This window comes from Thiohalophilus sp. (genome assembly GCF_031581315.1).
Taxonomy (GTDB): domain Bacteria; phylum Pseudomonadota; class Gammaproteobacteria; order UBA6429; family Thiohalophilaceae; genus Thiohalophilus.
The window spans coordinates 5,913-16,177 of sequence record NZ_JAVLAZ010000052.1; the positions used below are offsets into that span (position 1 = coordinate 5,913).

A 10,265-nucleotide genomic window follows, 5' to 3' on the forward strand; every position below is an offset into this window, starting at 1 on the left:
GATCGGGAGGACCGTGAGGCCACGGCGCACAAGGTGGCCTGGAGCGCGGTCAAGAAAAGGTATCGGAAAAGCGGTGAGAAATGGGTTGAGAAATAACGAATAAGTACTTGTTTTTTCAATAATATTATCTTGTCATGACATATCTTGACATGTCAATATAGCCATACTAAAGTTTAAATATGGCAAATATCAAAATCAGCTCAAAAGTCGACGACGCCGCCTGGAAAGAGCTGCGGGAACTGGCAGAGGAATCGCACAAAAGCATTTCCGGAGTCCTGACCGAAGCGATTGAGGATTATGTGCGCAAACATCGCGTCCGTCCGATCGTCCTCGAACATCTTTCTGACTCCATCAAAGAAAACGAAGAACTGGGCAAGTTACTTGCCAAATGAGCCGGTTCAGTTTTTAACACTTGATGAAGTGTTGGAAATCCACCACAAACTGATCGCCACGTTTGGCGGACCGGGCGGAATACGCGATATGGGAATGCTGGAAAGCGCCTTGTATCGCCCTCAGACGGGTTATTACCAGGATCTGGTCGAAATGGCCGCAGCGTTATTCGAATCGCTCTTGATGAACCACCCTTTTATCGATGGCAATAAACGTATTGCGTTCTTTGCCACAGATATATTTCTTCGTCTAAACGGCTGGAAGTTGAGTGTCAACGCAAACCAGGCACACCATTTTATTATTAAGGAACTGGAAAATCGGCAAAACGGTTTTGATAACCTTAAAGGCTGGATACAGAATTCCATATCGCGGCTTTAATCAATAATCCGGCGCCTCGGAAGTTTATGCCCGCAGCTCGGGACTACTATGATATTTACCGGATTGCAGGGTGGCTCAAGCAACGCGGAGCCACCGCATCCTCAATCTTCCCACTCATCCCCGTAATTGTGCACCAGCTCCTCGCCGGGCTTGATATTCTTGAGCGCCATCACGGTCATATCGTCATAATAGGCGACATTCGCCTTGCGCGAGTGGTTGATAAAACGAAAATCGCAGATCACCTCGCGGCCCTTGCCGTCATCGCACCACAGCACATACGGCCCGTCCTTTTTGGCCGCACGGGTCTTGAGATTTCCCAGGAATTCCCCTTTTTTGATCGGTGCAGTGGCAAACAGTCCCTTGCCGTGAATCGGGCTTTCCGCCACTTCGAATTTATTTTTTGTCATGTTTGAACAGCTCGAAATAGTTGTTGGTGGTTTGTTCGGCAACGTTCTCGACTGATGTCTCGCGCAGGCCGGCGATGAATTCGGCCACGTGACGGGTCCAGGCGGGCTGGTTGCTTTTGCCGCGGTACGGAACCGGGGCGAGATAGGGGGAGTCGGTTTCGACCAGGTAACGATCGGTCGGGACGTTTTTGGCCACTTCCTGCAGTGCTTTGGCGTTTTTGAAGGTGACGATGCCGGAAAAAGAAATATAGAAGTTGAGATCCAGCGCTTTTTTGGCGGTTTCCCAGTCCTCGACGAAACAGTGCATGACCCCGCCGATTTCGTCCGCCCTCTCCTCCTTGAGGAGGCGCAGGGTATCGTCGGTGGCGTCGCGCATGTGGATGATCAGGGGCTTGTCGCTCTGTTTGGCGGCGGCAATGTGGCGGCGGAAACGGTCCCGTTGCCATTGGAGATCGCCTTCGCTGCGAAAATAATCCAGCCCAGTCTCGCCGATGGCGACGATGTTCTCGTCGGCGGCCAGTTGGACCAGCTCATCGACCTCCGGCTCGTGGCCTTCATCCTCGTTGGGATGCACGCCGACCGAGGCAGAAATGAAATCGTGTTGTCGGGCCACGTCCAGCACGTCGGTGCGGTTTTCCATGTTGATGCAAACGCACAGCATGTGCTCGACCCCGTGTTCGCGGGCGTTTTGCAGCGCGCCTTCGAGCTTGCCGTAGAAGGGTTCGAGATCAAGGCGATCGAGATGACAGTGGGAATCGACCAGATACATAAAGCTTTAAAATTTCAGGTGAATTGACAATAAGTATGATACTACAAAAAAGTGACGAGGTACGAGGGACGAGTAACGAGGAAAACCAACAGGCTTTTTTCTCGGCCCTCGTCACTCGTCCCTCGGCCCTGTTATTTACATCGTGTGGGTCTGCCGATCAGACTTGAGGGCGCCGGCCAGGTAGGTTTCGATCTTGGTGCGAGCACTGCCGCCGTCCTGTTCGCTGAACTGTACGCCGATGCCGGCGGCACGGTTGCCCTGCGAGCCCTTGGGGGTGATCCAGACGATCTTGCCGGCCACGGGCAGTTTTTCCTTCTCTTCCATCAAGGTCAGCAGCATGAAGACCTCGTCGCCGAGGTTGTAGCTCTTGTTGGTGGGGATAAACAGGCCGCCATTTTTCACAAACGGCATGTAGGCGGCATAGAGTGCGCTCTTGTCCTTGATGGTCAACGAGAGTATGCCCTGTCGTCCGCCGCCGGGGGCTTTGGGGGGTGCCGCAACCATAGAAATCCTCGCTCGTGTGTCTTGCTTAACCGCGTCGGGCGCCAAACAATCCGGACCAGTCGATCATCAGATCCTCCCACAACAGCTGCGGGTTGATGGTCGTTTCGGAGAGACGCCGGGCCTGTTGCAGTTTGTCCAGCAAGTGATGCAGGGCGCTGTATTCCACCGGGGTGGGCAGGGCCTGCAACTCCCCTGTCATGTCATTGTTTTTAATATTGTTCTCATCATAGGCCAGCCGGATCAAATCGGCAACCCAGTGATACATCCACTGTATCGGCAACTGGCGATCCAGCTTGAGTGCCTGCTGGGCGGTGGCGGCGGCGGCGAGCGGGTCGGTGTTTCCCCGGGCACAGCCGATCAGTGCCTCGATCAGCTCCCGGCGCACTGCCAGCCAGCCTTCCCGCAAATAGTGCGCCGCGAGCCGCGGTGCGCCGGCGGTGAGCCGCAGGGCCAGCTCCGCCTCCTGCGGCGCACTGTCGGGCGCTTCCTGTTGCAGCCATGCCAGCGCAGTTTGGGGATCGGGGCTATGCAGGTGCAACGGCTGGCAGCGGCTGCGGATGGTCGCTGGCAGACGGGCCGGATACGACGTAATCAGGATCAGCAGCGTGCTGGCGGGTGGCTCTTCCAGGGTCTTGAGAAAGGCGTTGGCGGCGTTGGTATTCATCACCTCGGCGGGTTCCACGGTCACCACGCGATAGCCGCCATAGTGGCCGGTCAGGGAGAGATTCCGGGTAAGCTGGCGAACCGCGTCGACCTTGATGGCCTTGCCCGGCTCCTCCGGCTCCAGCCGGAACCGATCCGGGTGGGTCTGCGCCGCGAGTCGCTGACAGGCATGACACGTCCCGCAGGCCTGCCCGTCCTCGAGGGGTTGCTCACACAGCAAGGAGGCCGCCAGCCAGGCGGCGAATTCCGCCTTGCCGATCCCTGCCTCACCGCTGAGCAGCAGGGCATGGGGCAGACGCTGTTGCCGATGGCCTGCCTGCAGTTGCTGCCAGGCGGTTGCATGCCATTGGGTGACCGGGATCGTCATGGCAGGACCGATAATACCGCGGTAATCTGTTGCTGCACCTGTTCCAGTTCCGGGGCCGCATCAATGACCCGAAACCGGTTGGGTTCCTGTCGGGCACGGATCAGGTAGGTTTCACGCACCCGCTCGAAAAAGTGTTGTTGTTCCCGTTCAAAACGATCCGGCGTGCTGCGCTGGCCAGCCCGTTGCAGCCCCTGTTGCACCGGCATATCCAGCAGCAGGGTCAGATCCGGGCGCAGATTGCCCTGTACCCACTGCTCCAGCTGGGCAATGCGCTGCAGATCCACGCCGCGTCCGCCGCCCTGGTAGGCGTAGGTCGCGTCGGTAAAACGATCGCAGACCACCCATCGGCCTTCGGCCAGTGCCGGCTTGATCACTTCCTCCAGATGCTGGGCACGGGCGGCAAACATGAGCAGCAATTCGGCATCGACCGTCATCGAATTGTGACTGGCATCCAGTAACAACGCGCGGATTTTCTCGCCCAGCGCGGTGCCGCCGGGTTCACGCGTCATAAGCACATCCTTGCCCGCCTCGCGCAGCCAGGCTTCGATAAAACCCAGGTTGCTGCTTTTACCAACGCCCTCCCCGCCTTCGACGGTAATGAAATAACCGCTCATTGATTATCGTCCTCGTTATTTTTATAGGAAGAGAAAGAGCGCTTGCGTCCCTTGAGCTGGTATTTGATCACCGCCTCGTTGTGTTCCTGCAGGGTACGGGAAAACTTGTGGCTGCCATCCCCGCGCGAAACGAAATAGAGATAGTCCGTCTCGTCGGGATGCAGGGCGGCATGAATCGCCTCGCGTCCCGGCATGGCGATGGGGGTCGGCGGCAAGCCACCGCGGGTATAGGTATTGTAGGGGGTATCGGTACGCAGATCGCGGCGCCGGATGTTGCCGTCGTAATTCTCACCCATGCCATAGATGACCGTGGGATCGGTCTGCAAGCGCATGCGTTTTTCAAGCCGGTTGATGAAAACCCCGGCGATGGTATCCCGTTCTTCGGGAACCCCGGTTTCCTTCTCGACAATCGAGGCCATAATTAACGCTTCATAGGGTGTCTCGTAGGGCAAGCCAACGGCACGCTGATCCCATTGTTCGGCGAGATAGCGTTCCATGGCGGCATAGGCACGCTTGAGAATATCCAGATCGCTCATTCCGTGTGTAAAACGGTAGGTATCCGGCATAAAGCGGCCTTCCGGGTGTTCATCACCACGGCCGAGTGCCTGCATGATCGCCTTATCCGAGAGCCCCAGGGTTTTCTGTTCCAGTTTTGGCGTAGATTGGATTGCGGCCATCATCTGGCGAAAGTTCCAGCCTTCGATCAGGGTCAACGAGTATTGAATGACTTTGCCCTGATAGAGCATGTCCAGAAAATCCCGGACCTGCATCCCGGGTTCAAGACGATACTCCCCCGTGTGGATCTGTGTGCCTTTACCGGTGAGGCGGGCATTGAGCAGGATATAACGTGGCTTTTCGATGACAGCCTGTTCGGCCAGATCATCCACGACACGTTTGAGACTGGAGCCGGCCTTGATCTCGAAGATCAGCGGCGCCTCATCGGGCAAGGGTAAGGGCGAGGACAGATAATCACGATAATCTATCCAGAACGCGCCAATGACCAGGGCGGCGCTCACTATGCCGGCGGCTAATAGCCTAAAAATCAGATTCCGCATGCTGTAATCGTACTGCGTCGAGTTTGTCCTGAATCTGTTTGATCCGCTTGATGGGATCAAACAACCGCTCTTCCAGTTGTTGCACCGGCCACAGGCCGATCACACTGTTGGTTAAAAACAGACCATCCGCCTCATCCAGTGCCTGGCGGGAATAGTGATCGATCTGCACATCCAGCCCCAGTGCGGGAGCCAGATTGATGATCTGTTGACGCATAATACCCTGTACGCCGCAGGCTGATAAGTCCGGGGTATGCAGAGTGCTGCCTTTTAGCCAGAAAAGATTGCTCATGGTGGCTTCGATCACCCGATCTCGGGTATCCAGCATAAGCCCTTCCTGGATTGTCTCATCCTCCCACTCGCGTCGCGCCAGTATCTGCTCCAGCCGGTTCAGGTGTTTGATGCCAGCCAGCCGGGGTTGTTCAGCGAGCCGTGTCTCGCAGAAGCGCACCCGCACGCCCTGTTCGACGTGTTCCGGCGGGTGCACCGGCCAGGGATGCAGCATCACGATGCGGCTGACCACCGGGTGATCGGGCGCCAGATAGCCGCGACCGCCCGAACCCCGGCTTAGCATCAGCTTCAACACCGCCTGCTGGCGACCGACCAGGATCGCCCGGATATCGTCCCGCCAGCGTGACTCCTCCGGCATCGGAATCCCCAGGCGGTCGGCGCCTTCGGCCAGGCGCTGCAGATGCGCTTGCAGAAATTCCACCTGGCCATGGCGCACCGCCAGGGTTTCAAACAGCCCGTCGCCGTACTGACAGGCCCGATCGGTGATCTCGAGTTGTCGGCTGTCGACGCCGTTGATCCGACAGGCCAGCATCAGCTCACCGCGCCCAGTGCCAGCAACATGCCGCGGGCCTTGTGTTCGGTTTCCTGCAGTTCGTTTTCACCAATGGAATCGAACACCAGCCCGGCGCCGGCGCGCAAGGCGAGGTGTTCATTTTGCTGGGTAATGGTGCGAATCAGGATATTCAGATCGAGATCGCCGTTGTGATTCAGATACCCCAACGAGCCGGTATAAGCGCCGCGCGGGACCTGCTCGAGCTCGGCGATGATCGCCATGCAGCGCTCCTTGGGACAGCCGGTAATCGTGCCGCCGGGAAAGACCGCACGGATGGCTTCGCCCGGTGTCACATCCTCACGCAGCCGGCCGGTCACATTGGAAACGATATGATGGACGTGCGCGTAGGTTTCCAGTCCCATCAGCTCGTCAACTTCGACGCTCCCCGGCTCGCAGACCCGGCCGAGATCATTGCGTTCCAGATCGATCAACATGATGTGTTCGGCGCGCTCCTTGGGATGACCGATCAACTCCTGCAGATTGGCGCTATCGCCCTGTTGTTCACGGCCACGCGGGCGGGTGCCGGCAATCGGGCGGGTTTCGATGCGCCCGCCCGAGACTTTCACCAGCCGCTCCGGCGAGGAGCTGATCACATTCAGGCCGGGCAATTGCGCCAGCGCGGCGAACGGTGCGGGATTGGTTTGACACAATTGTTCATAGAGATCGGCTGCGACGGGTATGGGTTTCACCTCGCCCTGCCAGCCACGGGACAGGTTAACCTGAAACACATCCCCTTCGACGATGTAATGTTTCACCCGCTCCACACCACGCAAATAATGTTGCGGTTCATCCGCGGCCATGTGGACCTGCATCGCTGGCAAGGAAGGCTGTGTCGCACTTGCAACGTGATCAATATCTTCTTCCATCTGCGCCTGCAACAACGTCTGACCCGGCTCGATCACCACGGTGGTTTGGCTGGTGTGATGGTCGAAGATCACCGCTGCCGGAATCCGTGTCAGTACGGCGACAGGTTGCGCCCTATCTTTTGGCAGATCCAGTCGCGGCTCGATCTGGGCGGCCAGTTCATAACCGAGATAAACAAACCAGCCGCCGCTAAACGGCAGCTCATCAGAATCAGGAATCTCGATCTGATGTTCCTGCCAGAGCCTGTCCAGCAATTGCAGAAAACCGCCTTCGGAATAAGGCTCACCGTTGCGGGTAATGCGATCGTCCGCCCACAAGGCGTAGCTGTCACCCGGAAAGGCAAACAGGATATCGTAGCGCGCTGTCGCCGGACGCGATTCGGCCACGACAGCGCTTTGTAACAAAAAGGGATAGCGTTCGGGGTTGAGGCGGTGTAATGCCAGCAAGTCGACCTGCTTGGTTTCGGTGCTTGGCATAGACTCGATACTCGAATAAATATTCACCACCAAGACACAAAGACACCAAGTGGTGATTTTTATTAAATAATATTTTACTTCGTGTCTTCGTGCCTTGGTGGTTAATTTCTTTGACCTGGCCTGAAAGGTTTAGTCCGGTTTACGGAAGACCAGGGTGCCGTTGGTGCCGCCGAAGCCGAACGAGTTGGACAGGGCGACATCGATGTTCATCTGCCGGGCTTCGCCGGGGACGAAGTCGAGATCGCAATTTTCGCTCGGATTGAAAATATTGATCGTCGGTGGGGCAACCTGATCGCGAATCGACAGGCAGGTAAAGATCGCTTCGATACCGCCGGCGGCGCCCAGCAGGTGGCCGGTCATTGACTTGGTGGAACTCATTGCCAGCTTGTAGGCGTGATCGCCGAACGTCCGTTTGGCGGCAGCGACCTCGGCCGCGTCACCGGCCGGCGTGGAGGTGCCGTGCGCATTGATGTAGTTGATCTGCTCGGGGTTGATAGCCGCATTTTTCAATGCCGCATTCATACAGCGGGCCGCACCCTCACCGCCTTCCGACGGCGAAGTCATGTGATACGCATCGCCGCTCATCCCGTAGCCGATCACCTCGGCATAGATAGTTGCGCCACGTGCTTTGGCCTGTTCGTACTCTTCCAGTACCACCACGCCGGCGCCATCACTCAGCACGAAGCCGTCGCGTTCCTGATCCCAGGGGCGGCTGGCGGTTTCGGGATCGTCATTGCGTGTGGATAATGCACGGGCGGCGGCAAAGCCACCCAGCCCCGAGGGTGTGGTCGCCATTTCCGCACCACCGGCGATCATCACATCGGCATCGCCGTATTCGATCAAACGCGCCGCATCACCGATACTATGGGTCGCTGTCGCGCAGGCGGTCACCAGAGCGATGTTCGGCCCCTTGAAACCGTAACGAATCGACAGATTACCGGAGATCATGTTGATAATCGTGGCGGGAATCAGAAATGGCGAGAACTTGCGTGGACCACCCTTTTCATAGGCTTCGTAGTTTTTTTCAATCGTGCCCAGCCCGCCGATGCCCGAACCGATGGCCACGCCCATGCGTTCGGCATTGGTCTCGGTCACTTCCAGTCCGCTGTCTTCGATCGCTTCGATGGCGGCGGCGATGCCGTAATGGATAAAGGTATCCATCTTGCGTGCGTCCTTGCTGGACATCACGCTGGTGACATCAAAATCTCGCACCGAACCACCAAAGCGGACAGCGAAATTGGACACATCGAAATGCTCGATGTGACCAATGCCGCTGTTGCCGGCCAGAATATTTTCCCAGGCTGTTTTGACGTTATTACCGACCGGAGACAACATCCCCATGCCGGTAACTACAACACGACGCTTAGACACGCTGAGTCCTCTTACCAGTTGCCGCTACAAGTGGCTATACAGAATAAGCAAAAGGCCGCACTCACAGTTTAACGTGGTGCGGCCCGCAAAAACGCTTAGCAGGTCGATTACTTAACGTTGTTGTTAATGTAATCGATGGCCTGCTGAACGGTGGTAATCTTTTCGGCGTCTTCATCCGGAATTTCGGTTTCGAACTCTTCTTCCAGAGCCATCACCAGTTCTACGGTATCCAGTGAATCTGCGCCCAGATCGTCAACGAAAGACGCTTCCTTGGTCACCTCTTCCGCTTTAACGCCCAACTGTTCAACGACGATTTTTTCTACACGTTCTTCAACACTGCTCATGTGTTTTTATCCTCTTGATGTTTGAAACTTTCAGCCCTGAGCGCTGTGTGCGGCCGCTATTGTAGTGAAATCAGGGGCAATATGCCACATTCCAGAACGTTAAACATCCCACACTTCGGCCCTCGTTTTAATCTTTTAAATTCATGAACTTACAGACTTTACGCCATATACATCCCGCCGTTGACGTGTAACGTCTCGCCGGTGATATACGCTGCGCCGGGCGAGGCCAGGAAGGCCACCGCCTGGGCGATTTCCGTCGGGTCGCCCAGTCGGGCCAGCGGGATCTGCCCCAGTAGCGCCTCACGCTGCGCCTCGGGCAGCGCCCGGGTCATATCCGTGTCGATGAAGCCGGGCGCCACCACATTGACCGTGATGCCGCGCGAGCCCACTTCCCGGGCCAGCGATTTGCTGAAACCGATGACCCCGGCCTTGGCCGCGGCATAGTTGGTCTGCCCGGCGTTGCCGGAAACACCGACAACCGAGGCGATGCTGATAATCCGGCCTTTTTTGGCCTTGCTCATGGGGCGCAGGCAGGCCTTGGTCAGACGAAAAATGGAATTCAGATTGGTGTTGATAATATCTTCCCACTCCTCGTCTTTCATACGCATCAGCAGGTTGTCGCGGGTGATACCGGCGTTGTTGATCAGAACGCTGGGCGCGCCGAAGCTGGCTTCCACCTCTGTGAGTGCGGCACTGATACTGGCCGAATCGGTGACATTCATCATCACCCCCATGCCCTCGATGCCGGCCTCTTTCAAATAAGCGCTGATCTTCCCGGCGCCGTCCTCAGAGGTCGCCGTACCAACCACCTTCGCGCCCTGTCGGCCCAGCTCCAGCGCGATCTCCTTGCCGATACCGCGACTTGCGCCGGAGACAAAGGCAACTTCATTTTCCAGTGTCATAAATTTCTCCCCGTAAGGAATTGAATATTTATCCGCAAATGCACGCCAATTAACGCGAATAAATCAAACAATTTGTTTTTTTAATATCAGCCATTTGCGTACATTCGCGTTAATTTGCGGACTTATAAATCTCTAAACAACAGTATTAACTTTGTAACGCAGCATCCAGCGAAGCCGGATCGAAGATCGCTTCGGCGGCCATGCTTTTATCGATGCGTTTATTCAATCCGACCAGCACCTTGCCGGGGCCGCATTCGATCAGGCGGTCCACGCCATCGGCGGCCATTTTCTGGACCGTCTCCACCCAGCGTACCGGATTG

At 56.8% G+C, this 10,265-nt stretch carries 14 protein-coding genes and 1 pseudogene; 3 read left to right on the forward strand and 12 right to left on the reverse strand.

Features of this window, described 5'->3' with window-relative positions; genetic code table 11:
- The 3 genes from RI563_RS13420 to RI563_RS08795 all read left to right on the forward strand — a co-directional run.
- On the forward strand, positions 1-96 hold a 96-nt coding region (locus RI563_RS13420), incomplete at its 5' end, for a ChaB family protein (protein ID WP_317622873.1).
- Positions 97-179: 83 nt separating this feature from the next.
- The gene (locus RI563_RS08790) at positions 180-392 is read left to right on the forward strand and encodes a hypothetical protein (RefSeq protein WP_310694000.1); all 213 of its coding nucleotides are present in this window, start codon (positions 180-182) and stop codon (positions 390-392) included.
- The gene (locus RI563_RS08795; protein WP_310694001.1) at positions 382-768 is read left to right on the forward strand and encodes a type II toxin-antitoxin system death-on-curing family toxin; all 387 of its coding nucleotides are present in this window, start codon (positions 382-384) and stop codon (positions 766-768) included. Before RI563_RS08790 ends, RI563_RS08795 begins: the two co-directional genes overlap by 11 nt.
- A 101-nt stretch (positions 769-869) precedes the next feature.
- Here RI563_RS08795 and RI563_RS08800 read toward each other — a convergent pair whose 3' ends face one another.
- The 12 genes and pseudogenes from RI563_RS08800 to RI563_RS08855 form a co-directional block, all read right to left on the reverse strand.
- Positions 870-1,175, reverse strand: coding sequence for an SET domain-containing protein (locus tag RI563_RS08800; RefSeq protein ID WP_310694002.1), 306 nt, complete (start codon positions 1,173-1,175; stop codon positions 870-872).
- Positions 1,162-1,944 (reverse strand): TatD family hydrolase, encoded by a 783-nt coding sequence (locus RI563_RS08805; RefSeq protein WP_310694003.1) that lies wholly within the window; start codon positions 1,942-1,944, stop codon positions 1,162-1,164. The genes RI563_RS08800 and RI563_RS08805 overlap by 14 nt, the downstream gene beginning before the upstream one ends.
- Positions 1,945-2,079: 135 nt before the next feature.
- Positions 2,080-2,448, reverse strand: coding sequence for a PilZ domain-containing protein (locus RI563_RS08810; RefSeq protein ID WP_310694004.1), 369 nt, complete (start codon positions 2,446-2,448; stop codon positions 2,080-2,082).
- Between the two features lie 25 nt (positions 2,449-2,473).
- Positions 2,474-3,478, reverse strand: coding sequence for a DNA polymerase III subunit delta' (locus RI563_RS08815; RefSeq protein ID WP_310694005.1), 1,005 nt, complete (start codon positions 3,476-3,478; stop codon positions 2,474-2,476).
- Entirely contained in the window at positions 3,475-4,092 is a 618-nt protein-coding gene (gene tmk / locus RI563_RS08820) for a dTMP kinase (RefSeq protein WP_310694006.1), read from the reverse strand. The genes RI563_RS08815 and tmk overlap by 4 nt, the downstream gene beginning before the upstream one ends.
- Positions 4,089-5,108 carry an endolytic transglycosylase MltG gene (gene mltG / locus RI563_RS08825; protein WP_310694007.1) on the reverse strand — a complete coding sequence of 340 codons (1,020 nt, stop codon included), beginning with the start codon at positions 5,106-5,108 and terminating at the stop codon, positions 4,089-4,091. The genes tmk and mltG overlap by 4 nt, the downstream gene beginning before the upstream one ends.
- Positions 5,109-5,127: 19 nt before the next feature.
- Positions 5,128-5,967, reverse strand: coding sequence for an aminodeoxychorismate lyase (pabC, locus tag RI563_RS08830; RefSeq protein ID WP_310694008.1), 840 nt, complete (start codon positions 5,965-5,967; stop codon positions 5,128-5,130).
- A complete protein-coding gene (locus tag RI563_RS08835) occupies positions 5,967-7,328 on the reverse strand; it encodes an aminodeoxychorismate synthase component I (protein WP_310694009.1) in 1,362 nt (453 codons plus the stop codon). The genes pabC and RI563_RS08835 overlap by 1 nt, the downstream gene beginning before the upstream one ends.
- Positions 7,329-7,457: 129 nt before the next feature.
- Positions 7,458-8,699 carry a beta-ketoacyl-ACP synthase II gene (fabF, locus tag RI563_RS08840; protein ID WP_310694010.1) on the reverse strand — a complete coding sequence of 414 codons (1,242 nt, stop codon included), beginning with the start codon at positions 8,697-8,699 and terminating at the stop codon, positions 7,458-7,460.
- Positions 8,700-8,806: 107 nt separating this feature from the next.
- On the reverse strand, positions 8,807-9,043 hold the full coding sequence (acpP, locus tag RI563_RS08845; protein ID WP_134082170.1) for an acyl carrier protein: 237 nt from the start codon (positions 9,041-9,043) through the stop codon (positions 8,807-8,809).
- Positions 9,044-9,201: 158 nt separating this feature from the next.
- Entirely contained in the window at positions 9,202-9,945 is a 744-nt protein-coding gene (gene fabG / locus RI563_RS08850; RefSeq protein ID WP_310694011.1) for a 3-oxoacyl-ACP reductase FabG, read from the reverse strand.
- Positions 9,946-10,090: 145 nt separating this feature from the next.
- Positions 10,091-10,265 (reverse strand): annotated as a pseudogene (locus tag RI563_RS08855) (malonyl CoA-acyl carrier protein transacylase); the annotation flags it as partial.

Coding starts and splice junctions, on each gene's coding strand:
- RI563_RS08790 (WP_310694000.1), top strand. CDS start 180: ATGGCAAATATCAAAATCAGCTCAAAAGTCGACGACGCCGCCTGGAAA.
- RI563_RS08800 (WP_310694002.1), bottom strand. CDS start 1,175: ATGACAAAAAATAAATTCGAAGTGGCGGAAAGCCCGATTCACGGCAAG.
- RI563_RS08805 (WP_310694003.1), bottom strand. CDS start 1,944: ATGTATCTGGTCGATTCCCACTGTCATCTCGATCGCCTTGATCTCGAA.
- RI563_RS08810 (WP_310694004.1), bottom strand. CDS start 2,448: ATGGTTGCGGCACCCCCCAAAGCCCCCGGCGGCGGACGACAGGGCATA.
- RI563_RS08815 (WP_310694005.1), bottom strand. CDS start 3,478: ATGACGATCCCGGTCACCCAATGGCATGCAACCGCCTGGCAGCAACTG.
- tmk (WP_310694006.1), bottom strand. CDS start 4,092: ATGAGCGGTTATTTCATTACCGTCGAAGGCGGGGAGGGCGTTGGTAAA.
- pabC (WP_310694008.1), bottom strand. CDS start 5,967: ATGCTGGCCTGTCGGATCAACGGCGTCGACAGCCGACAACTCGAGATC.
- RI563_RS08835 (WP_310694009.1), bottom strand. CDS start 7,328: ATGCCAAGCACCGAAACCAAGCAGGTCGACTTGCTGGCATTACACCGC.
- acpP (WP_134082170.1), bottom strand. CDS start 9,043: ATGAGCAGTGTTGAAGAACGTGTAGAAAAAATCGTCGTTGAACAGTTG.
- fabG (WP_310694011.1), bottom strand. CDS start 9,945: ATGACACTGGAAAATGAAGTTGCCTTTGTCTCCGGCGCAAGTCGCGGT.